We start from the raw sequence: 25,350 nt of genomic DNA, 5'->3' as shown, positions 1-25,350 counted from the left end.
ATTTATTGCTTGTTATTGAGGCGGATGGAAATGCAGAAGGTGTGGCCAAGACGCGCCATGGCCTGGTCGGCCAGGGTGTGCTGAAGGACCATTTCCAGTGAAGCGCTGATGCCCAGGTGCGGCAAGATCCTGGCGGCGAGATAGAAACCCAAGATGGCAATCGCCAGCCATGAGCAGAGCGCGGCCAGGACGCGGCGGACCAGGGTGATGATGTTTTTCTGCACGACGCCTCCTGTTCGATAGGATGGTCGTATTCTAGTATAAAATTATCGTAAAACAATAATAAATCAGTATTTCTTAATCATTTAGTTAAATTTTGAAGCTGGCGGCAACACCTGCTTGCCATGGCTGCCCGGTTCATGCCAATTTTTTGTGCTTCCCCGGCAGCAAATCGCTCAGCTTGCCGCTGGCAAGCCCGGTCCCAAGCAGGGTGATGGCGCAGCCGGCCAGCATTGCCGGCGTGATTTTTTCGTTAAGGAAAACAGCACCCCAGACCAGCCCAAAGACCGGAATCAGGAAAGTGACGGAGGCGGCATAAGCTGCACCCACCCGTTCGATCAGGCGGAAATACAGGATGTAGGCAAAGCCGGTGCAGATCACGCCGAGGGCAGCGACGCACAGCCATATTGAAGGTGCGATCGCCTGTTGCGGCCAGGACAGCAGCGCCGGCGGCAGCAGTACGACAGAGGCGGCCAGCTGGCTGCCGAAGGCGACCACCAGCGGCTGGACTCCAGCCAGGCGCCGCTTTGAATAATTTACCGCAAAACCGTAGCATACGGCGGCCAGCAGCGCGGCGCCGATCGCCAGCGGCATGCCGGCAACACCGCCGCCCGCGGTATCCCACACCAGCACGGCAACCCCGGCCAGGCCCAGCATCAGGTCACAGACCTGGCTGCGGTTCATGGCTTGTCCGAACCAGAGCGCTGCGATCAGGGCGGCCCAGATCGGTGTGGTTGCATTCAGGATGGAATCGATGCCGGCATTCACGTACAGCGTGGAATAAGCAAACAGGCCGAAGGGAATCGCAGAATTGCTGATGCCGACCACAAACAAAGGCCATGCCTTGCCGCGGCATTGGCTGCCGGCGGCGGCTGAGCGCAACACCGGCGCCAGCACCAGTGCGGCGATGCCGACGCGCAGCGCGATCAGCGCGAAAGGTCCGAATTCGGGCGCGGCAATCCGCAGGAAGAGAAAAGAGGCGCCCCAGATCGCGGCGAGCAGGAGCAATTCGATAAAGTTCATGGCGAGTGTCCGTCAGTTGGCGAGCAGCAGCTGCTGCGTAACTGAAACATAGGACATGTCGAGACCCTGGACACTCTGCTTCTTGCGATCGAATTCGGCAGTCCGGCCCCGGTCAGCGCCGTTGCAGCTCCAAGCCTTATTGCGCCAGGCGCTTCACCAAGCGGTAGAGGAATTCCCGGCCGTCGTACAGGCGCTGGATTTCGACGCGCTCGTCGAGGCCGTGCGTGCGGCGGTCCGAAGGTTCGACAAACAGGCCTGACACGCCATACATGGGAATGCCCGCATTGCGCATGTAGCTGCTGTCGGTGGCGCCGGTGCTCATGGCCGGCACTACCGGCACGCCTGGCCACATATCCTGGGTCAGCGCCTCGACTGTCTTCACCAGGTCGCCGTTCAGCGGCGAAGCCGGGCTGCGCAGCGGTTTGTTGGTGTAGCGCACCGCGATCTTGTCGTTATTGATCACCTGCTTGAGCTGGCGATCTATGTCGTCAGGATCGTCTTGCGGCAGGATGCGGCAGTTGACTGTCGCCTTGGCCGATTGCGGTAATGCGTTTTCCGCATGGCCGGCGTTGACCATGGTGGCTACACAGGTGCTGCGCAGCTGTGCATTGTAGTCGGGCACTGCCGACAGGCGCTCGATTGCAGCGGTGTCCGGTTTGCCGCTGCCGACCGCGCGCATGTCTGCGGCCAGCTGGCCGCCGGCGAATGGCGCGCTGCGGGCGAAATAGCCGGTGGTGACTTCGGCCAGGTGCACCGGGAAGCGGTAAGCGCTCAGCCTGTTCAGGGCTGCGGCGATGGCATAGATCGGATTGTTGGCGGTCGGGGTCGAACTGTGGCCGCCGGCGTCGCGCGCTTCCAGTTCATAGGTGGCGTAGATTTTCTCGGCGACCTGGATCCGGTGCAGGTTCGGCTTGCCGTCGCGCAGCTCGCCGCCGCCGCCTTCGTTGATGCCGAACTCCGCCTTGAGCAACTCCGGCTTGTTGGCGATCAGCCATTTGGCGCCGTTGCTCTCCACATCGCCACGCTCTTCATCGGTAGTCAGCGCCAGGATGATGTCGCGGCTGGGCTTGAATCCTTCCTTCTTGAGCTGGCTCAGCACCGAGACGAAAGCCGAGGCCATCGCCTTGTCGTCGATCGAGCCGCGGGCGGTGAAATAGCCGCCGGTTTCCTGCAGCTGGAAGGGATCGGTCTTCCAGTCCTCGCGTTTGGCTTCGACCACGTCGATATGCGCCAGCAACAGCAGCGGCTGCTTGCTGCCGTTGCCCTTGAAACGCAGCACCAGGTTGCCTTTGCGCGGGAACGGTTCGATCACCTGGATATCGGCGGCCGTGAAACCGGCGTCCAGCAAGTGCTTTTCCATCGCGTGCGCGGCCTTCGTGGTGTCGCCCGCGGAGTGGCTGGTATTGATTTCCACCAGCTCTTTGTAGATGTCGTGGTAGCGCTGGGTTTCCGGCGTCAGCGTTTGCGCCGACGCCATGGCTCCCAATGCGGCAAGGGCAAGGGCCAGCGTGGCTTGTGTCGGCAAGCGGCCAATCTGCATTCTCATGGACTTCCTTTCTTGGCGGGGTGGATGGATCAGGATGGATCGGTATCGTCAGGAATTTCCATGGTCATTATCGCCGAACTCAGGCATTTTCCGTGAGCATCCAGCGCGAGCGAGCGGGTGACGCCGCCGCCCAGGGCGCGCTGCATGACGAAGTTCAGCGCGCCAATGCTTGGCAGTGCATAACGCAGCACCTCGCCCTGCGCGATGCCTACGAAATGCGCCTTGACGCGTTCCGGGGTAAGGTATTTTTCCAGCAGCGCGTAATCTTTCTCCAGGTAGGCGATCACCGAAATGTTCGAGATGTCGCCTTTGTCGCCGGCGCGGGAATGGGCAAGTTCGCGTAGTTTCATCTTTATCCTCACTCGAAATGCACAGAGGTTGTTACTTGCCGGCGCGGCAGCAGGCATGACTGCACGGCGACCACTTCCTTCGCCGCCTTGGTGGCGCCGCCGCCGCCGGCCGGACCGCAGGTGTACAGCGTTTCGACTTCGTTGCCGATGCGGATGGCGTCGCGCATGTTGCCGCTGCGAGCGCTCACGCGGACCCGCACTTCATACGGCTCGCTCGCTTGCGCAGACAAGGCGGCGCCGTGGATGGCGTCGACTCCCAGCAAGTCATAGCGGATTTCATCGAACGCCGCCGCGCTGAGTTGCAGCCGTTCCGCAACAATCGCCTGCGCCAGTTTGCCGCGCGCCAGCGCGCCCGGCCCGGCATAGGAAATCTGCCCTTCGCCGATGTAGCTGTCGATGTAGCCTATCGATACTTTCAGGGTATCCGGCCTGGCGCGGCCGGTGGCGCCTCGCACCAGCACCCGGTCGGGGCCGATCTGTTCCACCGTCGCCGCGGAAAAATCGGCCACCACGTCCGGCGTCAGGTAACTGGCGGGATCGTGTATTTCGTACAGCAGCTGTTCCTTGCAGGTGGCCGCCGTCACCTGGCCGCCGGAACCCGCCACCTTGGTGATGACCACCGAACCGTCTTCCGCCACCTCGCCGATCGGGAACCCCAGCCGCGCCAGTCCCTGGACGTCTTTGTAGCCGGGATCGGCGAAGTAGCCGCCGCTGACCTGGCCGGCGCATTCCAGCAAATGCCCCACCAGCGTGCCCTGGCCGAGGCGGCGCCAGTCGTCCATGGCCCAGTTGAATTCGTGGATCAGGGGCGCCAGGAACAGCGCCGGATCGGCCACGCGGCCGGTGATGATCACGTCGGCGCCTTGCGCCAGCGCTTCCACCAGCGGTGCGGCGCCGATATAGGCATTGGCCGACAGCAGCTTGTCGCCGAGGCTATTGACGGCGATGTCTTGGTCGCTGGTGTAGTCGCCAGCTTTCAGGGTGTCGAGCACATCGTCACCGGTTACCGCAGCTACCTTCAGCTTGAGATGCATGGCCTGCGCAATCTGCCTGACCATGGCGGCTGCGGCCAGCGGATTGGCGGCGCCCATATTGGTGATGATCTTGATTTTTTTTTCGCTGCAGATGGCGAGCACTGCCTGCATCCGCTCCGCCAGCAGCGGGTCGAAACCGAGCGCAGGATCTTTCATCCGGGTCTGCTGGGCGATGGCGATGGTGCGCTCGGCCAGGCATTCGAACACCAGGTAGTCGATTTCGCCTTTCTCTGCCAGTTCGATGGCGGGTTCGATGCGGTCGCCGGAATAGCCGGCGCCGGCGCCGATGCGGATATGTCTCATGCTGGTTTCCTCAATCTAAAGCGCGTCTCACAGGGGAAAGACGCCGATCAAGACGCAGGTGATGGTCATGATGACGGACGCGGCGAACAGGTATTTGAACGTGTATTTCTGGTGGTCGGCCAGGTCGATGCCGGCCAGGCCCGCCACCAGGAAGGTCGCCGGCGTCAGCGGACTGACGGGGAAGCCGGTGGTCATCTGGCCCAGCAGCGCGGCTTGCGCCACATGCAGCGGCTGTACGCCCAGCATGTGGCCGACTTCGGCGATCACGGGCAGCACGCCGAAGTAGAAAGAGTCGGGATCGAACACCATCGACAGCGGCATCGACAGCAGCCCGAGCGCTGCCGGGATATGCGACGCCATCGAAGGCGGCACCAGGCCCACCGCCATCTTGGCCATGGCGCTCAGCATCCCCGATTTAGTCATGATGCCGGTGAACACGCCGGCAGCGAACAGGATGCTGGCCATCAGCAAGGCAGCCTTGGCATGGGCGTCGATGCGGGTGCGCTGCATGTCGGCGTTGCGGTAATTGATCATTAGCGCCAGCACCACGCCGATCATGAACATCACCACCGGATCGATTTTTCCGCTGATCATCACTCCCAATACAAACACGGTCAGCACGATATTGATCCAGAAATTCTGCGGACGGCGTATGTTCTTTTCCGCTTCCGACAATTCGTGGGTATGGACGAATCCAAGCGGAGCGCCCTTGGTCAGGCCGAGCCGCCGTTCTTCCTTCAAACCCAGGTAATAAGCCACCGAAAAAACGAACACCAGGCCGACGATCTGCACCGGGATCAGCGGCGTGAAGATGTCACTGACCGGGATGTGCAGGGCGGCGGAAGCGCGGATCATGGGGCCGGTCCACGGCAGGAAATTGACGCCGGCCGCCAGCGAGGCGACACAGGCCAGGATGCGCTTGTCTATGCCGAGCCGCGTATATAGCGGCAGCATGGCCGGAATCGTCACCAGGAAGGTGACCGCGCCCGAGCCGTCCAGGTGGATCAGCAGCGCCAGCAATGCGGTGCCGGGCACGATGCGGGTGGGGCGGCTGCCGACGATGCGCAGGATGGCGGAGATGATCGGATCCAGCATGCCGGCATCGGTGACTATGCCGAAGAACAGGATGGCGAATACGAACATGCCGGCCACCGGCGCAATGCTGGTGATGCCCGATACGATGAATTTGGAAGTCTCCAGGCCAAAGCCGCCTATCAGGGCGGCGATGATGGGAATCGCGATAAGCGCCACCAGCGGCGACATCTTTTTTGTCAGGATCGCCGCCAGCAGGGTGACGATGGTAATGAAGCCGAGTAATGCCAGCATGTTGTCTGTCTCCTATCCCTTGGATATTTTTATGGGAATACCTGTTATTGCTCTTGTTTTAAACGCATTCTGGGAGCTTGGGTTTGTGCTGTAAAATGATTTTTTTCGATGGATTGATCGTAAAAACGGATTAATCGATGAAACTCAATATCTCCACCCGCTCGCTGCACGCCTTCCTGGCGCTGCAGGAATGCAAGCACTTCACCCATGCCGCCGAGCGTTGTTTCATGTCGCAATCCGCGTTCAGCGTCATGATCCAGAAGCTGGAAGTAGCGGTAGGCGCCAAGCTGTTCGAACGCGATACGCGCAATGTCACGCTGACCGCAGAGGGCGAACTGTTCGCGGAAGTGGCGCGTTCGCTGGTGAGCGATATCGAATCGGCGTTTGCGGACATGAGCGATTACGTTGCCAGGCGCAAGGGCAGGGTTGCGATTGCGGCCTTGCCGTCGCTGGCGGCGAACGGTTTGCCGGCGGTGATTGCCGAATACAAGCGGGCTTATCCCGGGATCACGGTGCAGCTGTTCGATGCCTTGTCGGACCAGTGCCTTGCCATGCTGCGCCAGGGCAAGGTGGATATTGCCCTGACCGCGCCGGGCTCGGGCCTGATCGAATTCGATACGAAGACCTTATGCAGCGATCCGTTTTACCTGGTGTGCCGCCAGGATCACGCGCTGGCCGGCAAGCGCCGCATCCGGATATCTGACCTGAGCGGCTGCGAGCTGATCCACCTGGCGCGCTCCACCAGCGTGCGCCAGCATGTCGAGCTGCTGTTGCGCGGCATCCCGGTGATGAATTCCGGCCTTGAAGTGGAGCATCTGGCTACGGTGGCGGGCTTGATCGAATCCGGCCTCGGCGTCAGCATCGTGCCGGAACTGACCTTGTTCCAGTTCCGTCACATGGACCTGGTCAGTATCCCGATCGATGCGCATGACATCGTGCGGCCTATCCTGATCGTGAAAAAGAAAGAGCGCTCTCTGTCGATTGCAGCGCAGGGCATGTCGGAACTGATTGAAAAGCGGCTGCATAACATCGGCAGCCGTGCAGCGAAGCGGTAGCAGCCTGTCGGACTTAGGATGATCGGCTGCTAGTGCAGCTGCATGCCGAAACGTTCTGTCCTTGGCATCCAGTCGCCTTTGATATCGGCCGATACCAGCACCCGCTCCGCGCGCCCGATCAGCAGCTCGCGCGGGACGAAGCCGAAATGGCGGTAATCGCCGCTGTTGTCGCGGTTATCGCCTAGCATCATGTAGTGGTCTTGCGGCACCGTGATCGGGCCGAAATTGCGGTTGGCGTTGACTTGCGGCAGCAGCTGGATGCGATGCTGTTCCGCTCCCATTTTTTCATTCAGGCGCAAGGCGACCAGGGCGCCGCCGTGGTCCAGCGGTTCCGGCGCGCTGCCCAGCATGGCGTAGCTGGCTTCCTGGCCGTTGATGATCATCTTTTCATCGCGCATTTCGACGGTGTCGCCGGGCAAGGCGATCACGCGCTTGATGAGCCTGGTTTCATCCAGCGGTGAAAAGAAGGTGACGATGTCGCCGCGCTTCGGTTCGCCGAGGTGGCCGATGACGATATTGGTAAGCGGGACTTTGAGGTTGAATGCAAGGCGGTTGACGAACACCACGTCGCCTTCCAGCAGGTTGGGGCGCATCGAGCCGGAAGGGATCGGATTCCAGTCGGCGACGGCGGTGCGGAAAATCCCGAAAAGAAAAAGGAACAGCAGGAATCCCTTGTTGAGACGAATCCAGTTTTTCATTTCATTCCGCCTTTTTCAGTAGTGTTCAGCCTTGCGATCCGCATAGTATGCCACCTATTTTCCGGATTATTTCCGCCCGCCGCCAATAGCCCCCAAACCGCCCACAACCATGCCACCCAGTTAATTAGGGTCAGAGTGGAATATTGATGCACGAGAATATTCGACTCTGACCCTAATTAATAAGTGCGGTGGTTTAGGCTAGGGGGAGTTGCAAGATCTGTGCGGTTGTCATGACATCGCCGAAAGTGTCGGCGATGGTTGCTAGCGATGCGCGGTGGAGCGCGGCGTGCGGCAGGACGGCGCCATCGACGCTGTCGAGGTCGCGTGTGGCGCAGGCGTCGTCGGCAACAATCACTTCATAACCATGCGGCACGGCGTCGCGCGCCGCGCCGGCTACACAGGCGTGGGTCATCAGGCCGCTGATGATCAAGGTCTTGATGCCGGCTGCCTTCAGGCGGCTGTCGATGTCGGTGGTCGGGAATACGCTGACAGAGGATTTCTGCAGCACGGTATGGTGGGCTGCGGGTTGCAGTTCGGCATGGAACTGGACCGTGGCGCCGTCCTCGGCAAAAATCGGCGTGCCGGCCGGGGTGACATGCTGGATATGGAACACCGGGATGCCGGCCCGGTCGGCGAATTCGACCAGGCGCCGGGCGTTGCCAAGCGCGCGTTTGCCGTCGGGAATCGGCATCTTGCCGCTGAAGTATTCGTTTTGAAAGTCGATCACCAGCAGGGCGGCGCTGCCGGCCTCTATCGTGGCCGGTGCGCCGGCGCCGGCGATAGTGCGGATGGTTGGATGGTTCATATTGAAGCTCCTGTCTGATTGGGCATGACGAACGCCAGTCGCTCATCTCTGCTTTTCCCTTGGCTCGCTGCATTGAGCGCCGGAACAGGACGAAGTATCGGATGTCGGGGTTGGAGGCGAAAGTGTCCCGATAGACATAATATGATAAGATCGGGCCATGCTGAAACCAGCCCATATTCCCGAGATTGCACCCGAGGCAGCCCACACCGTAGCGGTGATCGCGTTCGAGGGCATCAGCCCGTTTCACCTGTCCGTGCCCTGCATGGTGTTCGGCGACGACCTTGCCCGGCTGGGCGCACCGCGTTACCGTTTGCTGATATGCGGCGAGCAGGCGGGGCTGATTCCGACCATGTCGGGCTTCAATATCGATGTGCAGCATGATTTGTCTGCGCTGGCTCAGGCCGATACGGTGATCGTGCCGGCCTGGCGCGATCCCGACGAGCGTCCGCCCGAAGCCCTGCTGCGGGCTTTGCGCAAGGCGCACGCGCGCGGCGCCAGGATCGTCGGTTTATGCCTGGGAGCTTTTGTGCTGGCCGAAGCCGGTTTGCTGGATGGCCGCGCAGCCTCCACCCACTGGGTGTGGGCCGACGACTTTGCGCGGAAATACCCGCGCGTCAGGCTGGACCAGAAAGTACTGTACGTGGACGACGGCGACATCCTGACGTCAGCCGGCACCGCCGCTGCAATCGACTGCTGCCTGCATCTGCTGCGGCGCGACCATGGCGCCGAAGTGGCGAACCGCATCGCCCGGCGCATGGTGGTGGCGCCGCACCGCAATGGCGGCCAGGCGCAATATATCGAACAGCCCTTGCCGGCAACCGGCGGCAGCGACCAGCTCACGACCACCCTGGACTGGGCCATGGAACATCTTGAGCAGCCGCTGTGCCTGGATGTGCTGGCGGCGCGGGCGGCCATGAGCCGGCGCAATTTCACGCGCCGCTTCAAGATGAAAACCGGGACCACGGTATCGCAATGGCTGCTCAATCACAGGCTGGCTGCGGCGCAGCGATTGCTGGAGACCAGCGACAAGGCGATCGACCGCGTCGCCGAAATAGTCGGCTTCGGCTCCACCGTGTCGCTGCGCCAGCATTTCACCTCCGCGTTCTCGGTTTCGCCGGCCGCCTACCGCAAACAATTCCGGCGCCAGTGAGCCGCCGCGCTTTGTACTATACAATTCGGGCTAGTTCCAGCCTCCTTATCCTCCATCAGCAGTGAAGCAATCCGCAATGACAGACCATTCCGCAGCAAGCCCCGAAGCACACGATGCCCACGATGAAAGCGCCGCCGCCGCCGGCGACCAGAAAATCCAGGAACCGCGCCTGTGGCAGGATGACGGCTGGACCGCGCGCATCATCAAGAACGACGATGACGACGGCTGGGCGGTAGCGATGATCAAGGACGGCGAACCGGAACCGGCGCTGATCGGCCCCTGGACCATGGGCCGCGACAAGAAGAATCCCAAGCCGCTGGACCCCTCGGCCTTCATTACGCTGGTCAAGACAGCCTCGGAATTCGTGCGCCGGCACGAGCAGCAATTGCATGCCATGCTGCACAAGAGCATCGTGGTGGACCATGCCGAAACAACGCTCAATATTACGCTCGACATCGTTCCCGACGACGATTTCCCTTATGCCTTGCTGACCGCCCACGATGCAGACGGCGAACAGCTGGCGCAAGTGCGGGTGGCCGCAACTTTCAAGCTCAGCCAGAGCAGCGCCAGCGCCTGGGCAGCCAACGAATTCCGTACGCCGCACTAAAATTGCAGGGAGAAATCGGGGATAGTGCTTGGAGCGATTTAAGTTAAACCTTATACTGGGTATTTATACAGTTTTTGGTGAGCAATGCCGCACAAGCTATGTACCTTCTTCCTGCTTTTCTTTTTCAGTTCTACGGTTCTTGCCACAGATTGTCCCTCGCATTACGCTGCCGGCCGCGCCCCTGAAATCCTTAACGACAAGCTGGCGCGCCAGACCCAGGAGTTGTGCTACCAGGCTTTTGCAGTCATGCATTCAGGGGTTACGCGCACGCCTTTATGGTCCGCCGAGCATCTGACGCGCAGCAATATCGACGCCGCCCGCACGCTGTCGCGCGAAAATTCCTTTCATCCCGAACCCGGCCTGCTGATCAGCGGCCGCGCCGAGCTGAAAGACTATGCGCGCTCCGGTTTCGACCGCGGCCACATGAGCCCCAACGGCGACATGGCGAACCGTACTTCGCAATATGAAAGCTTCAGCCTGGCCAACATGATTCCGCAGAATCCGCAGAACAACCGCCATGTCTGGGCCGAAATCGAAAGCGCGGTGCGGCGCCTGGCCGAGAAAGACGGCGAGCTGTACGTGATTACCGGCCCGGCGTTCCTCGGCCAGGACCTGCAAAAGATCGGCAATGTGCTGGTGCCGACTTATATCTATAAAGTGGTCTATAGTCCGAGGAAGCAGCAGGCCGCCGCCTACTTCATCAAGAACGAAGACACTTCCCGTTACCAGGCCTTGTCGGTGACGCAGCTGGAAAACACCTTGCGCATCGATCTGCTGCCCGGCGTGCCGAAGCGCATCAAGGATGTGGCGATGGCATTGCCGGGTGCGGGCCGGCACGGCGGCATGAGCGCTCCCGAAAAAAGAGAAGAGCCGGCTGCCCAGGTCAAGAAGATCGAGGCAGATTTGCTGTCCAGGCTATTCAACGAAGGCTTGAAAATGTTCCTGAATTTCATCACAAACCTGATCCATAAAGGATGGTCGCATGTCTAAATTTACCCCGTTCTCGGATGAGAGCGCCACTCTCACCATCGGCAAGCTGAATGTCGAGAACCGCCTGGACCGGGTCAGCCTGTTCGGCGATCTCGACCTGACCCTCGACCAGCGCGGGCTGGAGCAAGCCAAGACGCTGCAGTCGCTGCTCAACCGGGTGGTGGAGGAACTGGAGTCGCGCACCTTGCCAGAAGTGCTGCCTGCCGCGCCGGTAGTCAAGGTCAACAATCCTTTTTGAACAAGCGAGGTGGCGAGATGGACGATACGACAGCCGATGCAGGGCTAGGCGCGGTTGGCATGCTGGGCAACGGCGCGCTGGCCGGCCAGGTGCTGGAGGCGGTGGCGATGCGCAAGCACGGCGATCCGGCCTGGGAGCCGTTTCACTACGAGAAGATTTCCGAGACTGAGTACGAAGTCAGCGGCGGCGCGCCGGCTGTGATTGGCGGCGTCAAGAAGTGGCCGGGGCCGCACAGCAGCGTGCTGGTGACGGTGGATGAAATCGCCGAGGAACAGCAAATACGATTTCCCGCGCAAGCTGCACCGGAGCAGGCTGCGGTCCGCCAGTTTTTGCCGGACACAACGCAGGGCGGCGCAGCGGCAAACTTCCTGACAGTGGTGCTGCAGTTGCCGCAGGACGAAGCAGGCCGCAAACGCATCTGCAATGCGCTCGGACTGGACGCCGATTTTTTCGGCGCCAAAGTGACGGCGACTTCGCTGGCCGACGAAATCGCGGTCAACCAGCTGCTGGAACTGCGCTGCGATCCGGCCGATGTGCAAGAGGTGCGCACGCATATGGCAAGGCGCAACGCGGGGACGTAGCCTGCGCTAGTTCAGAGCGACGTGCGCAGCGAAAACAATTCCGGGAACAGCACCACGTCCAGCATCATCTTCAGGTAGCTGGCGCCTTCGGTGCCGCCGGTGCCTTTCTTGAAGCCGATGATGCGTTCCACCGTGGTCAGGTGGCGGAAGCGCCAGTAGCGGAACGCGGTTTCCAGATCGACCAGTTTTTCGGCCAACTCGTATAACTCCCAATGCGTGTCCGGGGCCTGATACACCGCCAGCCAGGCCGTTTCCACCGAATGGTCGGCGGCGGTCGCCTGGCTCCAGTCGCGGCTCAGGCGGGCCGGGTCGACCGCCAGGCCGGCGCGCGCCAGCAGCATCACTGCTTCGTCATAGACCGACGGCTGCTGCAAGGCGTCCTGCAGCCGCGCATACGATTCCGGCGAATGCTGGTGCACCTGCAACAAGGCGGCGTTCTTGTTCCCCAGCAGGAATTCGATTTCCCGGTACTGGAACGACTGGAAACCGGACGACTGTCCGAGGTAGGGGCGGATCGCGGTGTATTCCGGCGGCGTCATGGTCGCCAGCACATCCCAGGCATGCACCAGCTGGTCCATGATGCGCGCCACCCTGGCCATCATCTTGAACGCAGGCGACAAGTCGTTGCTGCGCATCTGCGCGCGCACTGCGTGCAGTTCATGCAGCATCAGCTTCATCCACAGCTCGCTGGTCTGGTGCTGGACGATGAACAGCATTTCATTGTGGTTGGGCGAGAGCGGCCGCTGCGCCGACAATACCTGGTCCAGCGCCAGGTAGTCGCCGTAACTCATGTTCTCGCCGAATTCCATCTTCGCGCCATGCCATGATTGGTTGGGTTTGTAAGGGCATTCCATTGCGTGGCTCCTGGGTAATTAGGTGACAGCTTCCTGCCGCGCATCGATTTCATAGTCCTGGTCGGCCAGGATCCGGCGCAGGATGCTGACGGCATCCCAGACATCGGTGAACTGCGTATACAGCGGCGTGAAGCCGAAGCGCATCACCTGCGGTTCGCGGTAATCGCCGATGACGCCGTGCGCGATCAGCTCGCGCATGACGGCGTAGCCGTGCACGTGGGTGAAACTGACGTGGCTGCCGCGTTGCGCATGCGGGCGCGGCGTCACCAGCGCCAGGCCGAGGCCGGCGCAGCGGCTTTCGACCAGGGCGATGAACAGGTCGGTCAGCGCCAGCGATTTGCGGCGCAAGGCGTGCATGTCGGTTTGAGCGAAGACGTCGAGCCCGCATTCCACCATCGCCAGCGATATGACCGGCTGGGTGCCGCACAGTGCGCGGCGTATGCCTTCGCCGGGCGCAAAGGCGGGTTGCATGGTGAACGGCGCCTGGTGGCTCCACCAGCCGCTCAGCGGTTGCCGGAACTGCGCGTGGTGGCGCGGCGCGATCCAGGCGAAGGCCGGCGCGCCGGGACCGCCGTTGAGGTATTTGTAGGTGCAGCCGACGGCAAAGTCGGCATTTGCCGCATGCAGGTCGATCGGCACGGCGCCGGCCGAATGCGCCAGGTCCCACAGCACTAGCGCACCTTGTTCTTGCGCGGCTTGGGTGACGGCCTGCATGTCGTGCAGGTGGCCGCTGCGGTAGTTGACGTGGGTCAGCATGAGGACTGCGGTTTCCGCGTTTACCGCCGTGGTGAGTTCTTGCGGCGTGTCGATCAGGTGGATGCGGTAGCCGCGGTCCAGCCATTCGGTAAGGCCTTGCGCCATGTAGATGTCGGTCGGGAAATTGTCGCGTTCGGTGACGATCACCTTGCGGCTGGCGGCCTGGATCTGCAAGGCGCCGGCCAGCAGCTTGAACAGGTTGATGGAAGTGGAATCGGTGACCACCACTTCGTTCTCGCCGGCGCCGATCAGCGGCGCCAGCTTGTTGCCCAGCCGGCTCGGCAGGTCGAACCAGCCGGCCTTGTTCCAGCTGCGGATCAGGTCGTGTCCCCATTCCTGCTGGATCACTTGTTGCGCGCGCTGCAGCGCTGCGTGCGGGCGCGCGCCGAGCGAATTGCCGTCCAGGTAAATCATGCCTGGCGGCAGGTCGAACCAGGTTCGCAGCGGCGCCAGCGGATCGTCTGCGTCCAGGGCTTGGCAAGCTGCACGGCTACTGTTTGTCATGAGAGTGTTCCTGAAGGTGAAAGAGGACGCAAAACCGCCCGCACCGGACTGGCGTCCATGCCGGCCAGGCGCAGCGGCAGGGCAATCAGTTCATAGTCGCCGGCGTCTATCGCATCGAGCACGATGCCTTCCAGTATCGCCATGCCGTGCTGCCTGACGGCGTGGTGCGCCAGCATGGTCTTGGATTCCTGCGGATCGAGCGACGGCGTATCGATGCCGACCAGGCGCACCCCGTGTTGCGCCAGCAGTGCGATGGTTTGCGGCGCTACCGCTGCAAACGCCGGATCCCATTGCTGTTGCGGCGCGCTGGCGTAAGTGCGCAGCAGCACGCGCGGCGGGATGTCGGCCAAGGCATGGGCAATGTGCTGCGGCATGACCAGCGCAACGCCTATGCAATGGATCACGCGGCAGGGGCCGATATAGGCATCCAGGGCGACCTGGTCGATAGACAGGCCCTGTGCATCGTAATGGCTGGGCGCATCGCAGTGGGCGCCGGTATGGGTGGAAAGCGTGATCCGGCTGACATGCACCGGGCAGCCGTCGCCGATTTCCCAGGTGGCTTGTGCGCTAAAGGCGGTGTCGCCCGGCCACACGGGGATCCGTGCGGACAGGGCTGGGCTGATATCCCAGATAGGTTTTGAAGTGGCGATGGCGTTCCCCGGTGCTGAATCCGAACAATTATTTTAGATGAGCTGGCCGGAATTTTTATACGAAATTAATAGTCGATTTCAATATTAATTAGAATAAAATGAAGACTAATTGACTAATATTGAAAGATAATTTCAATGCAACTCGATACTATCGATTTGAACATCCTGACGCTGCTGCAGCAGAATGGCCGCATCAGCAACCAGGACCTGGCGGAGCAGGTGTTCCTGTCGCCTTCATCCTGCCTGCGCCGCGTCCGCATCCTGGAAGAGGCTGGCATCATCAGCCGCTACAGCGCCGTGCTGAGCCCGGAAAAACTGGGGTTGGAGCTGGATGTGTTCGTGCAGGTGACGATGCGGCGCGATGTCGAGAGCTGGCACGAGAACTTCATGCAGGTGCTGCAGGATTACCCGGAAGTGGTCGGTTCCTACATCATCACCGGCGACGCCAACTACCTGCTGCGGGTGAAGGCGCGCAACCTGAAGCACTATTCCGCTTTTGTACTGGAGAAGTTATATAAAATACCGGGCGTGCAGGATATCCGCTCCAATATCGTGCTGCAGGCGATCAAGGAAACCTACGAGCTGCCGCGCGAATTGCTGCGCGATGGCTGAGGCGCCGCGCGCGGATAACGATTAACCCGAGACATCAGATTGACACCATGGCAAAGACGATTGAAGAAGTTCTGGCAAGACAAAAAGAGGGCGCGCAATTCGTGCTGTCGGCGCCGCTGCTCGGGCTGGAGTTGGAAGATTTCGACACGGTCGCCAAAATCTGGGTGGCGCAGGGCGGACCGGGATTCAAGGTGGCCGGCGTGCCGCACCGCAAGTGCGTCGACGGCGAATTTTTCATAGACCGCGTGACGGCGGTCAAGCTGCCGCTGTCCTGATCCGGCGCGCCGCCATCCTTACGAGGATGGCGGCGCGCCTGTGCGGCAACCGTTGCTTAGCCGTCTTTCTCGCAATTGACCATCCACGGCGTGCCGAACTGGTCTTCCAGCATGCCGAAACTGGCGGCCCAGAAGGTTTTCTCGTAAGGCATCTTGACCGTGCCGTTTTTTGCCAGGGCATTGAAGATGCGGGCGCCGTCCGCAATCGTGTCGACGTTGATCGACAACACCATGCCTTGCATTTTTTCGAAATAATCGGGCGGGCAATCCGAGCCCATCAAGACGCCGCCATCCAGTTCCAGGCGGATGTGCGCGATCTTGTCTTGCCGGTCAGGCGGCGTCTGTTCTGCCATCGGCGTTTCTTTGTTGGTCAGCCTGAAGGCGATTTTCCCGCCCAGGACTTGCTGATAGAACTTGAAGGCGGCGTCGCACTGGCCGTTGAAATTCAGGTAGGCATTCAATAGCATGTTGATCTCCTCTGTTCCTGCGATGGATAATGAAAACAGCGTCACGCCTGCTTGTGTGCGTGACGCCAGGGTGACCGTCGTTTATTTCTCGGCGACGGTCTTCAGGTTGGCAAGCCCGGCTTCGAAATCCTTGCCGATCATGCTGTCCATATTGAAAAACAAGCCCATCACCTTGCTGATATAAGGCGCGGGTCCATACATGGCCCAGGTGACGTTGCTGCTGTCGCCCTGGGTGTCGACGCTGAACTCAGCGACATTGCTGGCTTCAAACGGTTTGCTGAAATCGAGCTTGATGACGGTTTTCGACGGTGACGCTTCCTTGATCTCCATGCGTCCGGCGCCGGCGTCGCCGTTGCCGTCCCAGGCATACACCGCGCCCGGGCCGCTGGCGGCGCCGCTGAAAGTCCGTTTCATCGCCGGATCCATTTTTTCGTAAGGCGACCAGCCGCTCCAGTCGTGGAAGTTGTTGACCTGCGCCAGGATCTTTTCCGGCGGCGCCTTGATCGAGATCGTGCGCTGGACGCGGAAAGTATCGGGCCGGGTCGCCGCATAGCCGAGGGTGGCGGCCAGTGCGACGACGATAACGATGGCGATGGTCTTGATCATTACTTTATCTCCTGATGGCGTTGTAATGGCGGTGCGAACTGCGCAGGCAGCTTAGGCGCCTGAACTCTGGCGGCGCAAGCGTTCTTCGGTTTCCCTGAGTTCCGGCGTGAACTCGGCGCCGAAATCTTCCGCCTCGAATACCTGGCGCAGTTCGAGCTCGACGGCGCCGTTGCCATCCAGGGCGGGCCAGCGCTTGACCCATTCGATGGCTTCCTGTTTCGACTTCACCTGGATCATGGTAAACCCGGCGATCAGTTCCTTGGTTTCGGCGAAGGGGCCGTCGAACACGGTCGGCTTGCCGCCCGCAAAGCTGATGCGAGCACCCTTGGTGCTTGGCTGCAGTCCTTCGCCGGCCAGCATGACGCCGGCTTGCACCAGTTCTTCGTTGTATTTCATCATGGCGGCGATCAGCTCTGTGCTGGGCATGGTGCCGGCTTCGGTATCCTTGTCTGCTTTGCGTATGATCATGAATCGCATCGTAATATCTCCGTTTGGTTTCAGGGTAAGTGCCGGGCTGCCGACTGCATGCAATTAACTCCCGGATCTGCTAACTAGTCGAGCGGGAAATCGCCAGATCGACAGCTTGCAGATTTTTTTTGAATTATATTTGACGGAACGGATTCTGATTATCTAAATTGCAATATCCCCTCCCAGGCAGAAGCTGCCGCACCGGACATTGAAGCACAATCATGCTTAGGCAGGTTCGACATGGGCCTCAAACCGAGCGTTCGTTCAGGCTGGATATTTTTATGGTGCGGCGATTCCGGCGCAGACGCCTACATCCGCTCCCGTTTCAGCGGCACTGTCCGCACAACAATGAGCAGGCCTGAAAAATCCATATAGATCAACCACATAGATAAAACTCGCTGGAGTTATCAACAGGACTGTCCACAGTTTCTGTGGGTAACTTCGAGGGGAATGAAAATTCAATCAATCACCACCGCCATGAAGACGGTGGACAGGCTGAGCAGGATCAGGCCAAAGATGAAGGCGATGTCGGCGTATTGTTCCAGGCGCATGCTGCGGCTGGAACGCATGGAGGCGTACGACAGCACGCCGCTGGTCAGGAACACCAGGCTGTTGAGCGCCAGCAGGTGGCCCAGCCAAAGCGCCAGTCCGCTGAACCTGGCCAGCTTGATGATCGACAGCGCGGTGATGCAGACGCCGATCATCGTGGCGGAAGAGGGCAGGATGTGCTGCGACAGATTGTTGTTGGCCAGCTTGATCATCGTTTCCACATCCTGCGGTTGAGGCGTCAGCCCAGGTTGAGCGGGACGAAGATCTTGTCCTTGTCACGCTGCACCAGCAGCGCCACGTTCTTGCCGGCCTTGCTCACCAGCTGGCGCAACTGCTCAACGCTGTTGACCGGCTTGCCGTTGAGCGACAGGATCACGTCGCCGCGCTGGATGCCGGCCAGCGCCGACGGTCCGGAAGCATCTTCCACCACCAGCCCGCCATGGATCCCTACCTGTTGCTGTTCGTCCGGGCTGAGCTGGCGCAGCGCCAGTCCCAGCCGCGCCTGCGAACCGGCGCCTTCGTCGTTGCTGGCGGTTTTCACCGCTTCTGCTTCGGTCGGCTTGACGGTCAGCGTCTTGGGCTGGCCGTTGCGCACCACTTCAATCGTGCTGGCGGTGCCCGGCGCGGTGTCGGCCACCAGGCTCGGCAGGTCGGAAGAATGGCTGATCGGCTGGCCGTTGAAGCGCAGGATCACATCGCCGGTCTGCAGGCCGCCCTTGTCGGCCGGACTGCCCTTGTCGACCGAGCTGACCAGCGCGCCGGCGGCGCTCTTTAGGCCGAACGATTCGGCCAGCGCCTGGTTCACCTCTTGCACGCTGACGCCGAGATGGCTGCGCGTGACCTTGCCGTGCTTGACCAGCTGCTGCTCGACCTTGGTGGCGACATCGATGGGAATCGCAAACGACAGGCCTTGGTAGCCGCCGGTCTGGCTGTAGATCTGCGAATTGATGCCGATCACTTCGCCTTTGATATTGAACAGCGGACCGCCCGAGTTGCCGGGATTGACGGCGACGTCGGTCTGGATGAACGGCACATAGGTATCGTCCGGCAAGGAGCGCGACTTGGCGCTGACGATGCCGGCGGTGGCGGTATTTTCAAAACCGTAAGGCGAGCCTATCGCCAGCACCGGTTCGCCGACCCTGGTCAGCGCCGGATTGCCGATCTGCACGATCGGCAGGTTCTTGGCGTCTATCCGTATCACGGCGATGTCGCTCTGTTTGTCGGAGCCCAATACCTTGGCCCTGAATTCGCGGCGGTCGGTCAGCTTGACCGTGACTTCCGAGGCGCCCTCGACCACGTGGGCGTTGGTCAGGATCAGGCCGTCGGCGCTGATGATGAAGCCGGAGCCTTCTCCGCGCATGATTTGCGGATGGCGCGGGATTTGCAGCTGCGGGCCGAAGCGTTTGAAGAATTGGGAGAAAGGATCGTTCGGATCGAGTTCATCGTCCTGGTCGGACACCGCACTCTGCTTCGCCTTGCCGGTGACGCTGATATTCACCACGGCCGGCCCGGCGCGTTCGACGATGCCGGAAAAATCGGTGGCCACCGCAACTGCCGGCGCGGTATTGCTTACCACGGGGGCGGGGGCGACGATCGCTGCATTGGCGTTGTCGATGCCGATATCGCCATTCTTCGAATGCAGGTAGGTGCCGCCGGCCACCACCAGGACGGCGATGGCAATGGCGCTGCGGATAAAGGTTTGACGGGTTTGACGACTCATGCTGTGCTCCTTTGCAGATGGATTAGAACTAGCACACAGCATAAATACGAAAAATTAAAGCAAACTTAAACAGCAAACCAGACGCTTGTTTCAGATCACGGATCAATCTAACGGTGACGAACCTTGTCCAGCATGGCTGTCCGCAAGATATCGTTCATGCGGCTTTGGTAACCTTTTCCTTCTTCCTTGAGCCACTCCACGACATCGGCGTCAATGCGTACAGTCAGCTGTTGTTTGACGGGGCGATAGAATTTCCCGCGGACTGCGCCTTGCCAGTCCTGTTTGGTGGTGGCCGGGAGGTCGGAGAAATCGATATCGCTCTCTGGCTTGGCTGCCAATGCCGCCAGTTCTTTGCGGATAGATTCAGGTACCTTGTTCATAGATTTTCCTTTCCAGCTTTGTCGCGCGTCGCGCGGAGATGATGCGGATATGTTCCGAACCGCTTTCTGCTTCGTGCCAGGTATGGGCAACCAACAACAAGGTGACGCCGCTGACCATGCCGATGGTCTGCCATCGTTGCTCGTTGTTTTCGACACGATCTTGCCTGGTGAGATGCAAAGGGTCGTCAAAGACAAGTGTCGCAGCCTCGAAACTGACGCCATGTTTGCGCCGGTTACTCTCGTTTTTGGCCTCATCCCATGCAAACAATTGTAACTCCAAATATGTAGTTACATTATTGTAGTTTAAATTGTTAAATAAATATCATTTATGAGAGCATTTGAGCAATAACTTAAAGAGTTGCTCAGGCGTTGAAACGTACGCTGGCGCGCAGCCCATGCCCGGTATTTTGCAGGCTGACGCTGGCCTGGTGGGCATCGGCGATCTGCTTGACGATCGCTAGGCCGAGGCCGCTGCCGCGTGTCTGCGACTGGCTGTCGGCGGCGCGGTAGAAGCGATCGAATACGCGTGCCAGGTCGGCCTCGGGAATGCCGGGGCCGCCGTCTTGCACCGTTACGGTGACGCCGGCGGCGCCGGCGGCCAGCGAGACGTCGATGGTGCCGCCGGCAGGGCTGTATTGCAAGGCGTTGTCGATCAGGTTGTTGAACAGGATGCGCAAGGCGTCGGCGTTGCCGGTCACGCTGGCAGGCATCTCCGTACTGATGCCGAGATCGACCTGGCGTTCGTGGGCGGTCAGGGCGAAGTCGCCGATCACGCTGTGCAGCAGTGCGCGCAAGTCGAGTTCGGCATGGGCCTGATCGAAGGCGCCAGGCTCCTGGCGCGCCAGCGTCAGCAGTTGCTGCAACAAGTGGGTGGCGCGTTCCAGCCCTTGTTTCAGGTCGCCGAAAGCCGCTTGCCGCTCGCCTTCGCCGGCGGCGCGTTCCGCCAGCTGGACTTGCAGGCGCAGGGCGGTCAGCGGCGTGCGCAGCTCATGCGCGGCGTCGGCGACGAAGGCGCGTTGCGCCTTGATCGATTGTCCCAGGCGCGCCAGCAAATCATTGAGGGCTTGAGTCAAGGGCTGGATTTCTCCTGGCAGCGTGGCGTCGGGGATCGGCGACAAGGCATGCATGTCACGCGCCTGGACCTCCATCGCAGCGCGTCTGATCGGCGCCAGCCCGCGGCTGACGGCGACCCAGATCAGCAGGCCCAGCAGCGGAAACAGCAGCAGCAGGGGAGTGACGGTCTTGACCGCCATCTGCGCGGCGATCTGGTTGCGCGCGCTTTGCGGCTGCGCGATCTGCACCACGGTATTGCCGATCTGCGCGCTGTAGACGCGCCACAGGCCATTGCTCTGGCGGACGTTGGTGAATCCGAGCTCGGCTTGCGGCGGCAGGCTGGCCTGCCCATGCGAGTGGTAGATGACGACGCCGGTGTTGTCCCAGATCTGGATCATGATCTGGTCGTCCAGCTCGGGGCCGCCGTCGCCATTCTCTGTCATCGGTGAAAACGCCTGGCGCGGCAGGGACGCGACGATCTGCCGCATCTGATAATCGAACAGTTCGTTGGCTTCGCCGCGCGCCTGGAAATACAGGGCGATGCCGGCCACCAGGATGGCGCCGCTCAGGCCGAGCGCCAGCCACAGCAGCAAGCTCCTGCGTATCGACGGCGCCGATTTCATTTGGCCACCATGTAACCGATGCCGCGCACATTCTTGATGAAGTTGCTGCCGAGTTTTTTGCGCAAGGCATGGATATAGACCTCCACCGCATTGCTTTCGATGCTGTCGTCCCAGCCGTACATTTTTTCTTCCAGCTGGGCGCGCGACAGCACTACGCCGGGGCGATCGAGGAAGGCGCGCAGCAGGGCGAATTCGCGCGCCGACAGGTTCACCTGGCGGCCTTCCAGCAATACTTCATGGGTGGCCGGGTTGAGCGTCAGCTGGCCCAGTTCGATCAACGGTTCGGCGCGTCCCGACTGGCGCCGCAGCAGGGCGCGGATGCGCGCCGCCAGTTCTTCCAGGTCGAACGGCTTGACCAGGTAATCGTCGGCGCCGCCGTCGAGGCCGGCGACCCGGTCCGAGATGGCGTCGCGCGCGGTCATGATCAGGACCGGGATGCGGTTGCCGCCGGCGCGCAGCGATTTCAGCACTTCCAGGCCGTTCTTTTTCGGCAGGCCGAGATCGAGCAGCAGCAGCTGGTAGTCTTCCTGCGCCAGCGCGCTGAGCGCCGCGGCGCCGTCCTGCACCCAGTCGACCGCGAACCCGTCCTGGCGCAATCCCTTGCGCACGGCTTCGCCTACCATCAGATCGTCTTCCACCAACAGCAAACGCATGGGACCGGCTCCTTAGAAACAGCGGAAATCGTGACAGTTTAGCCGGATTGAATTAAACGATTCTTAAAGCGCTGCGGGGCAACTTTGTGCAGTGATGAAAAACCTATACATATCAGGCACATAGCTAAAACACATGGGCGTTATCAACAGGACTGTCCTTTCTGTGGGTAACCCGGAATTAGAGGTAATCATCGGAAAGGACCCGCCGTCATCTTAATGTCACCTGGATATTGTTTCCTTGTGTCAATATTGTCGCGGCCATATCAATGATGGCAATTTGCTATCGATGGCAGCGCTGTTCCCGTGATCCAGAGACTAACGAGACGACAAGGAAATCCATAATGAAAACTCTGTTTTTACTTTGTGCTTTGTGTTCGAATCTAGCCGTGGCAGAAGTCCAATCCGATGCAAAACCCGATCCTGCTTATACCCACCGGCTATCGTCGTCCGGCCCGCTCTCCAAAGAGCAGTTGCTGAAGCAGCAGGCGCAAAAGCCTGCCGCGCGCAGCATGGCTGCGACCGCGGCGGCCAGCACCAGCACCTACACTTATTTGCGCTGCTGGTACCGCACCGGCAGCAACCCGACCAAGCCGACCACCACCTACGTCTGGGGGCTCGATCCGTCCAGCGGCGATTATTACCGCATCAACGGCTACTGGTGGGCCGGCGGCCTGCTCAATTGGGAAAACATGTTCTACAGCGATGTCACGCAGAACACGCTGCAATCGGTATGCCAAAGTACGCTAAGCGCCAAAGGCATCAGCCAGCCGGTGGCGATGGTGGCGGCCGCCGACAATGCGCTGTCGTTCAACTACACCGTGTGGACCAACGACAGCGTGGTCCAGGGCGGCATCAACAAGATCGTCGCGTTCGGCGACAGCTTGTCCGATACCCAGAACGTCTACAACGCCTCGCAATGGAAGCTGCCCAATTCCGGCAGCTGGTTCCTGGGCCGCTTCAGCAACGGCAAGAACTGGGTCGAATACCTGGCCGACAATCTGCAGCTTCCCTTGTACAACTGGGCTATCGGCGGCGCCGGCGTGAGCACCCAGAACCTGGTGATTCCGGGCGTGATCCAGCAAGTGCAGTCGTACACCGAGTACATGCAGAAGGCGCAGAATTACCAGCCGCAAAACACCTTGTTTACCATGCTCATAGGCGGCAACGACCTGGTCAACTACAACAGCACGGTCGACCAGGTGATCAGCGGCCAGAGTCAGGCCTTGCAAAACCTGATCCAGGCCGGCGCCAGGAATATCCTGCTGCTCAAGCTGCCCGATGTATCCAAGGCGCCTGTGTTTACCATCAAGACCAACGGCCCGGCTGTTGCGGCGCAGGTGGTTGACCTGAACACGCGGCTGGCGGCGCTGGTCGCCTCCTTGCAGACGCAATACGGCTCAAGTTTGCATATCCGCCTGTTCGACAGCTATGCGCTGTTCAACGACCTGCTGAGCAACCCGGCCAAATACCAGGTCAGCAATACCACCCAGTCCTGCCTGAACATCAACACCGATTCCAGCACCAACTACCTGAGCACGCAGAGCGCGCGATCACAGTGCAGCAATCCGGACAGTTTTGTGTTCTGGGACACGCTGCATCCGACCACGCATACGCACAAGCTGCTGGCCGATGCGGTGACGGCTTTTTACAAGGCAGGGCAGTAACGCCGGCGATCCTGGCGCGGTCTTAGGGGTTGTATGAAAAGAGAAGAGTCGGGTCCGACCGGGTTGCCGTTACCGGCGGCCCCGGCTTTTCTTCTGTTCCATCGCAGAACACCGGCACGCCATAGGTAATGGCAAAGCGCGCAGCATCGTGCCTATCGTTGACGAGCGGTTCACCTTTCACATTCAGGCTGGTATTGAGCAGCATGGGACAGCCCGTGGCGTGGTGGAATTCCCGCAGCAATGCGTAGAATCCGGGATTGTCCGTGGCCGTCACGGTCTGCACGCGCGAGGTGCCGTCGACGTGGACAATGCCTGGAAACTGTTCAGGCTGCCTGCACCTGGCGGTAAATTGCATGTAGGGGCTGGACGGCACACCCATGTCGAAATAATCTGTGGCCATTTCAACGATGATGGCGGGCGCGAACGGCCTGAAGCGCTCCCGCTGCTTGATGGCGTTGACCTTCGACTGGCTGTCGGCAATCCGTGGATCAGCCAGCAGGCTGCGGTTGCCCAGCGCACGCGGGCCGAACTCGGCCCGGCCGTTGGCGATGCCGACCACTTCGCCGGCCGTCAGGCGCCGCAAGGCCGGTGCGACGGGATAGGCGCCGTCGATCCTGTGCCCGAGAAACGGTCCGGGCCAGTGCACGAATTCCTGCATGGTCGCCAGCACACAGCCGATGCTGCTGCCGGCATCGCCGGGACAGGGCATCACCCATATGTCACCCCAGTCGCCGCTGTCCGCCAGGCGCCGGTTGGCTACGCAGTTGAGGGCGCAGCCGCCCATCAGCACCAGGTTCCTGCTCGGCAGGGTCTTGCATGCAAAGCGCGATGCGTGCAGCAGGATGTCCTCATAGATCCTTTGGGTCGCGGCGGCGATGTTTTCCACATCCGTCACCTCCGGCGCCCACCATCTGCAGCCGCGATGCAGGTTATGGCGCAGCCGAATCGACGGGTGGCCCTGCTGCCACACAAAAAAATCGGCCTTGATCCTGTCGTAATATTTCAGCGGATCGCCGAAGGCCGACAGGCCCATCAGGATGTACTCTTCTTCGTTCGGCTTGAAGCCGCAGCGCTGGGTCATGGCGGAGTACCAGAGGCCGACCGAATGCGGGTAGCGCTGGCTGAAGCGGAGCTTGAGCTGGGTTCCCGTGGCTTCCCAGATGGTATAGGTTTGCCATTCGCCGATGGCGTCCAGCACAATGATCGTCGCATCGCGGAAAGGCGATGTGTAATATCCTGCCGCCGCGTGGCTCAGGTGATGGCCGGTGAATGAAATGGGGCGAGAGGTCAGGTATCTGGACAGGTAGCGAGCGATGTTTTCGGTCTTCCGGATTTCCTGCCATTGTCCTGCCAGCATCTGCCTGGTTTTTTTCAGCCAGGGGCGCTCGTACCAGACGATCTGTCCCGGTTCGCCATAGGCGAGCGCGTCCGCAACCAGGCCGGGAGCAAGTTCGCTGTCGTTCTTGATTTTTGAATAGCGTTCCGCATGCCCTGCAAACACCAGCGTTCCGTCGGCGAATACCGCCAATGCCGCGTCATGGCTGCGGGCAGAGATGCCCCAGGAAATCATGGCGGCGGCCGTTATTTGTAA

At 60.7% G+C, this 25,350-nt stretch carries 30 protein-coding genes; 9 read left to right on the top strand and 21 right to left on the bottom strand.

Annotation, left to right across the window (positions count from 1 at the left end; all coding sequences use genetic code 11):
• Positions 1-2 precede the first annotated feature (2 nt).
• The 6 genes from CFU_RS17240 to CFU_RS17215 all read right to left on the bottom strand — a co-directional run bounded on the left by CFU_RS17240 (position 3) and on the right by CFU_RS17215 (position 5,801).
• Positions 3-224, bottom strand: a complete 222-nt coding sequence (locus tag CFU_RS17240) for a hypothetical protein (RefSeq protein WP_014007313.1) — start codon at positions 222-224, stop codon at positions 3-5.
• A 133-nt stretch (positions 225-357) separates the two neighbouring features.
• A complete protein-coding gene (locus tag CFU_RS17235) occupies positions 358-1,242 on the bottom strand; it encodes a DMT family transporter (RefSeq protein ID WP_014007312.1) in 885 nt (294 codons plus the stop codon).
• Positions 1,243-1,378: 136 nt separating this feature from the next.
• Positions 1,379-2,788, bottom strand: coding sequence for a M20/M25/M40 family metallo-hydrolase (locus CFU_RS17230; protein WP_014007311.1), 1,410 nt, complete (start codon positions 2,786-2,788; stop codon positions 1,379-1,381).
• A 29-nt stretch (positions 2,789-2,817) separates the two neighbouring features.
• Positions 2,818-3,138: an AtuA-related protein gene (locus CFU_RS17225; protein ID WP_041742271.1), complete on the bottom strand. Its 321-nt coding sequence runs from the start codon at positions 3,136-3,138 to the stop codon at positions 2,818-2,820.
• An 8-nt stretch (positions 3,139-3,146) separates the two neighbouring features.
• Positions 3,147-4,475, bottom strand: a complete 1,329-nt coding sequence (locus tag CFU_RS17220) for an acyclic terpene utilization AtuA family protein (RefSeq protein WP_014007309.1) — start codon at positions 4,473-4,475, stop codon at positions 3,147-3,149.
• 27 nt (positions 4,476-4,502) lie between these two features.
• Complete coding sequence (locus CFU_RS17215; RefSeq protein ID WP_014007308.1) at positions 4,503-5,801, bottom strand: CitMHS family transporter; 1,299 nt, start codon at positions 5,799-5,801, stop codon at positions 4,503-4,505.
• A gap of 137 nt (positions 5,802-5,938) precedes the next feature.
• Here CFU_RS17215 and CFU_RS17210 point away from each other — a divergent pair, with 137 nt between their 5' ends.
• Positions 5,939-6,856 carry a LysR family transcriptional regulator gene (locus CFU_RS17210; RefSeq protein WP_014007307.1) on the top strand — a complete coding sequence of 306 codons (918 nt, stop codon included), beginning with the start codon at positions 5,939-5,941 and terminating at the stop codon, positions 6,854-6,856.
• Between the two features lie 29 nt (positions 6,857-6,885).
• Here CFU_RS17210 and lepB read toward each other — a convergent pair whose 3' ends face one another.
• A complete protein-coding gene (lepB, locus tag CFU_RS17205; RefSeq protein WP_014007306.1) occupies positions 6,886-7,554 on the bottom strand; it encodes a signal peptidase I in 669 nt (222 codons plus the stop codon).
• A gap of 193 nt (positions 7,555-7,747) precedes the next feature.
• Positions 7,748-8,359, bottom strand: a complete 612-nt coding sequence (locus CFU_RS17200; protein ID WP_014007305.1) for a cysteine hydrolase family protein — start codon at positions 8,357-8,359, stop codon at positions 7,748-7,750.
• 157 nt (positions 8,360-8,516) lie between these two features.
• Here CFU_RS17200 and CFU_RS17195 point away from each other — a divergent pair, with 157 nt between their 5' ends.
• From CFU_RS17195 to CFU_RS17175, 5 genes are all read left to right on the top strand, one after another.
• On the top strand, positions 8,517-9,509 hold the full coding sequence (locus CFU_RS17195) for a GlxA family transcriptional regulator (protein ID WP_014007304.1): 993 nt from the start codon (positions 8,517-8,519) through the stop codon (positions 9,507-9,509).
• A gap of 76 nt (positions 9,510-9,585) precedes the next feature.
• Positions 9,586-10,116, top strand: a complete 531-nt coding sequence (locus CFU_RS17190) for a hypothetical protein (RefSeq protein WP_041742270.1) — start codon at positions 9,586-9,588, stop codon at positions 10,114-10,116.
• A gap of 84 nt (positions 10,117-10,200) precedes the next feature.
• On the top strand, positions 10,201-11,106 hold the full coding sequence (locus tag CFU_RS17185; protein ID WP_014007302.1) for a DNA/RNA non-specific endonuclease: 906 nt from the start codon (positions 10,201-10,203) through the stop codon (positions 11,104-11,106).
• The gene (locus CFU_RS17180) at positions 11,099-11,344 is read left to right on the top strand and encodes a hypothetical protein (RefSeq protein ID WP_014007301.1); all 246 of its coding nucleotides are present in this window, start codon (positions 11,099-11,101) and stop codon (positions 11,342-11,344) included. Before CFU_RS17185 ends, CFU_RS17180 begins: the two co-directional genes overlap by 8 nt.
• Positions 11,345-11,361: 17 nt before the next feature.
• The gene (locus CFU_RS17175) at positions 11,362-11,925 is read left to right on the top strand and encodes a hypothetical protein (RefSeq protein ID WP_041742269.1); all 564 of its coding nucleotides are present in this window, start codon (positions 11,362-11,364) and stop codon (positions 11,923-11,925) included.
• 11 nt (positions 11,926-11,936) lie between these two features.
• On the opposite strand, the gene kynA is transcribed toward CFU_RS17175, so the two are convergent.
• From kynA to kynB, 3 genes are read right to left on the bottom strand one after another with little or no spacing between them, the layout of a single operon-like run.
• Complete coding sequence (kynA, locus tag CFU_RS17170; protein WP_014007299.1) at positions 11,937-12,779, bottom strand: tryptophan 2,3-dioxygenase; 843 nt, start codon at positions 12,777-12,779, stop codon at positions 11,937-11,939.
• Positions 12,780-12,797: 18 nt separating this feature from the next.
• Complete coding sequence (gene kynU, locus CFU_RS17165; RefSeq protein ID WP_014007298.1) at positions 12,798-14,039, bottom strand: kynureninase; 1,242 nt, start codon at positions 14,037-14,039, stop codon at positions 12,798-12,800.
• Positions 14,036-14,632: an arylformamidase gene (gene kynB / locus CFU_RS17160; protein WP_014007297.1), complete on the bottom strand. Its 597-nt coding sequence runs from the start codon at positions 14,630-14,632 to the stop codon at positions 14,036-14,038. Before kynB ends, kynU begins: the two co-directional genes overlap by 4 nt.
• A gap of 192 nt (positions 14,633-14,824) precedes the next feature.
• Here kynB and CFU_RS17155 point away from each other — a divergent pair, with 192 nt between their 5' ends.
• Positions 14,825-15,301 (top strand): Lrp/AsnC family transcriptional regulator, encoded by a 477-nt coding sequence (locus CFU_RS17155; protein WP_014007296.1) that lies wholly within the window; start codon positions 14,825-14,827, stop codon positions 15,299-15,301.
• Between the two features lie 47 nt (positions 15,302-15,348).
• On the top strand, positions 15,349-15,576 hold the full coding sequence (locus tag CFU_RS17150; RefSeq protein ID WP_014007295.1) for a hypothetical protein: 228 nt from the start codon (positions 15,349-15,351) through the stop codon (positions 15,574-15,576).
• Between the two features lie 56 nt (positions 15,577-15,632).
• Here the strand turns inward: CFU_RS17150 and CFU_RS17145 are convergent, their stop codons facing one another.
• From CFU_RS17145 to CFU_RS17105, 9 genes are all read right to left on the bottom strand, one after another.
• Positions 15,633-16,043: a VOC family protein gene (locus CFU_RS17145; protein WP_041742267.1), complete on the bottom strand. Its 411-nt coding sequence runs from the start codon at positions 16,041-16,043 to the stop codon at positions 15,633-15,635.
• An 81-nt stretch (positions 16,044-16,124) separates the two neighbouring features.
• Positions 16,125-16,649 carry an SRPBCC family protein gene (locus CFU_RS17140; protein ID WP_014007293.1) on the bottom strand — a complete coding sequence of 175 codons (525 nt, stop codon included), beginning with the start codon at positions 16,647-16,649 and terminating at the stop codon, positions 16,125-16,127.
• 51 nt (positions 16,650-16,700) lie between these two features.
• Positions 16,701-17,126: a YciI family protein gene (locus CFU_RS17135; RefSeq protein WP_041742266.1), complete on the bottom strand. Its 426-nt coding sequence runs from the start codon at positions 17,124-17,126 to the stop codon at positions 16,701-16,703.
• Between the two features lie 449 nt (positions 17,127-17,575).
• Positions 17,576-17,878, bottom strand: coding sequence for a hypothetical protein (locus CFU_RS17130; protein WP_041742265.1), 303 nt, complete (start codon positions 17,876-17,878; stop codon positions 17,576-17,578).
• Positions 17,879-17,904: 26 nt separating this feature from the next.
• Positions 17,905-19,386 carry a DegQ family serine endoprotease gene (locus tag CFU_RS17125; protein ID WP_041742264.1) on the bottom strand — a complete coding sequence of 494 codons (1,482 nt, stop codon included), beginning with the start codon at positions 19,384-19,386 and terminating at the stop codon, positions 17,905-17,907.
• Positions 19,387-19,493: 107 nt separating this feature from the next.
• Positions 19,494-19,766 carry a BrnA antitoxin family protein gene (locus CFU_RS17120; RefSeq protein ID WP_041742263.1) on the bottom strand — a complete coding sequence of 91 codons (273 nt, stop codon included), beginning with the start codon at positions 19,764-19,766 and terminating at the stop codon, positions 19,494-19,496.
• Positions 19,750-20,034 (bottom strand): BrnT family toxin, encoded by a 285-nt coding sequence (locus CFU_RS17115; protein WP_425304676.1) that lies wholly within the window; start codon positions 20,032-20,034, stop codon positions 19,750-19,752. Before CFU_RS17115 ends, CFU_RS17120 begins: the two co-directional genes overlap by 17 nt.
• A gap of 94 nt (positions 20,035-20,128) precedes the next feature.
• Positions 20,129-21,442 carry a sensor histidine kinase gene (locus CFU_RS17110; protein WP_014007288.1) on the bottom strand — a complete coding sequence of 438 codons (1,314 nt, stop codon included), beginning with the start codon at positions 21,440-21,442 and terminating at the stop codon, positions 20,129-20,131.
• On the bottom strand, positions 21,439-22,095 hold the full coding sequence (locus CFU_RS17105) for a response regulator (protein WP_014007287.1): 657 nt from the start codon (positions 22,093-22,095) through the stop codon (positions 21,439-21,441). The genes CFU_RS17110 and CFU_RS17105 overlap by 4 nt, the downstream gene beginning before the upstream one ends.
• Positions 22,096-22,481: 386 nt before the next feature.
• On the opposite strand from CFU_RS17105, the gene CFU_RS17100 reads away from it, so the two are divergent.
• The gene (locus CFU_RS17100; protein WP_202946125.1) at positions 22,482-23,759 is read left to right on the top strand and encodes an SGNH/GDSL hydrolase family protein; all 1,278 of its coding nucleotides are present in this window, start codon (positions 22,482-22,484) and stop codon (positions 23,757-23,759) included.
• A 22-nt stretch (positions 23,760-23,781) separates the two neighbouring features.
• On the opposite strand, the gene CFU_RS17095 is transcribed toward CFU_RS17100, so the two are convergent.
• Positions 23,782-25,329, bottom strand: a complete 1,548-nt coding sequence (locus tag CFU_RS17095; RefSeq protein WP_041742262.1) for a carbamoyltransferase family protein — start codon at positions 25,327-25,329, stop codon at positions 23,782-23,784.
• Between the last annotated feature and the right edge of the window lie 21 nt (positions 25,330-25,350).

Source organism: Collimonas fungivorans Ter331 (assembly GCF_000221045.1).
Lineage (GTDB): Bacteria > Pseudomonadota > Gammaproteobacteria > Burkholderiales > Burkholderiaceae_D > Collimonas > Collimonas fungivorans_A.
Note: the sequence above shows the minus strand (reverse complement) of the source record. Positions and strands in the feature narration are given on the sequence as shown.

What these genes read in the sequence shown, in the direction of transcription:
- CFU_RS17155 (WP_014007296.1), top strand. Translation starts at nt 14,825, where the DNA reads ATGCAACTCGATACTATCGATTTGAACATCCTGACGCTGCTGCAGCAG.
- CFU_RS17175 (WP_041742269.1), top strand. Translation starts at nt 11,362, where the DNA reads ATGGACGATACGACAGCCGATGCAGGGCTAGGCGCGGTTGGCATGCTG.
- CFU_RS17120 (WP_041742263.1), bottom strand. Translation starts at nt 19,766, where the DNA reads ATGAACAAGGTACCTGAATCTATCCGCAAAGAACTGGCGGCATTGGCA.
- CFU_RS17190 (WP_041742270.1), top strand. Translation starts at nt 9,586, where the DNA reads ATGACAGACCATTCCGCAGCAAGCCCCGAAGCACACGATGCCCACGAT.
- kynA (WP_014007299.1), bottom strand. Translation starts at nt 12,779, where the DNA reads ATGGAATGCCCTTACAAACCCAACCAATCATGGCATGGCGCGAAGATG.
- CFU_RS17125 (WP_041742264.1), bottom strand. Translation starts at nt 19,386, where the DNA reads ATGAGTCGTCAAACCCGTCAAACCTTTATCCGCAGCGCCATTGCCATC.
- CFU_RS17220 (WP_014007309.1), bottom strand. Translation starts at nt 4,475, where the DNA reads ATGAGACATATCCGCATCGGCGCCGGCGCCGGCTATTCCGGCGACCGC.
- CFU_RS17150 (WP_014007295.1), top strand. Translation starts at nt 15,349, where the DNA reads ATGGCAAAGACGATTGAAGAAGTTCTGGCAAGACAAAAAGAGGGCGCG.
- CFU_RS17145 (WP_041742267.1), bottom strand. Translation starts at nt 16,043, where the DNA reads ATGCTATTGAATGCCTACCTGAATTTCAACGGCCAGTGCGACGCCGCC.
- lepB (WP_014007306.1), bottom strand. Translation starts at nt 7,554, where the DNA reads ATGAAAAACTGGATTCGTCTCAACAAGGGATTCCTGCTGTTCCTTTTT.
- CFU_RS17180 (WP_014007301.1), top strand. Translation starts at nt 11,099, where the DNA reads ATGTCTAAATTTACCCCGTTCTCGGATGAGAGCGCCACTCTCACCATC.
- CFU_RS17135 (WP_041742266.1), bottom strand. Translation starts at nt 17,126, where the DNA reads ATGCGATTCATGATCATACGCAAAGCAGACAAGGATACCGAAGCCGGC.
- CFU_RS17095 (WP_041742262.1), bottom strand. Translation starts at nt 25,329, where the DNA reads ATGATTTCCTGGGGCATCTCTGCCCGCAGCCATGACGCGGCATTGGCG.
- CFU_RS17225 (WP_041742271.1), bottom strand. Translation starts at nt 3,138, where the DNA reads ATGAAACTACGCGAACTTGCCCATTCCCGCGCCGGCGACAAAGGCGAC.
- CFU_RS17195 (WP_014007304.1), top strand. Translation starts at nt 8,517, where the DNA reads ATGCTGAAACCAGCCCATATTCCCGAGATTGCACCCGAGGCAGCCCAC.
- CFU_RS17200 (WP_014007305.1), bottom strand. Translation starts at nt 8,359, where the DNA reads ATGAACCATCCAACCATCCGCACTATCGCCGGCGCCGGCGCACCGGCC.
- CFU_RS17230 (WP_014007311.1), bottom strand. Translation starts at nt 2,788, where the DNA reads ATGAGAATGCAGATTGGCCGCTTGCCGACACAAGCCACGCTGGCCCTT.
- CFU_RS17130 (WP_041742265.1), bottom strand. Translation starts at nt 17,878, where the DNA reads ATGATCAAGCTGGCCAACAACAATCTGTCGCAGCACATCCTGCCCTCT.
- CFU_RS17110 (WP_014007288.1), bottom strand. Translation starts at nt 21,442, where the DNA reads ATGAAATCGGCGCCGTCGATACGCAGGAGCTTGCTGCTGTGGCTGGCG.
- CFU_RS17185 (WP_014007302.1), top strand. Translation starts at nt 10,201, where the DNA reads ATGCCGCACAAGCTATGTACCTTCTTCCTGCTTTTCTTTTTCAGTTCT.
- CFU_RS17235 (WP_014007312.1), bottom strand. Translation starts at nt 1,242, where the DNA reads ATGAACTTTATCGAATTGCTCCTGCTCGCCGCGATCTGGGGCGCCTCT.
- CFU_RS17105 (WP_014007287.1), bottom strand. Translation starts at nt 22,095, where the DNA reads ATGCGTTTGCTGTTGGTGGAAGACGATCTGATGGTAGGCGAAGCCGTG.
- CFU_RS17215 (WP_014007308.1), bottom strand. Translation starts at nt 5,801, where the DNA reads ATGCTGGCATTACTCGGCTTCATTACCATCGTCACCCTGCTGGCGGCG.
- CFU_RS17140 (WP_014007293.1), bottom strand. Translation starts at nt 16,649, where the DNA reads ATGATCAAGACCATCGCCATCGTTATCGTCGTCGCACTGGCCGCCACC.
- CFU_RS17210 (WP_014007307.1), top strand. Translation starts at nt 5,939, where the DNA reads ATGAAACTCAATATCTCCACCCGCTCGCTGCACGCCTTCCTGGCGCTG.
- kynU (WP_014007298.1), bottom strand. Translation starts at nt 14,039, where the DNA reads ATGACAAACAGTAGCCGTGCAGCTTGCCAAGCCCTGGACGCAGACGAT.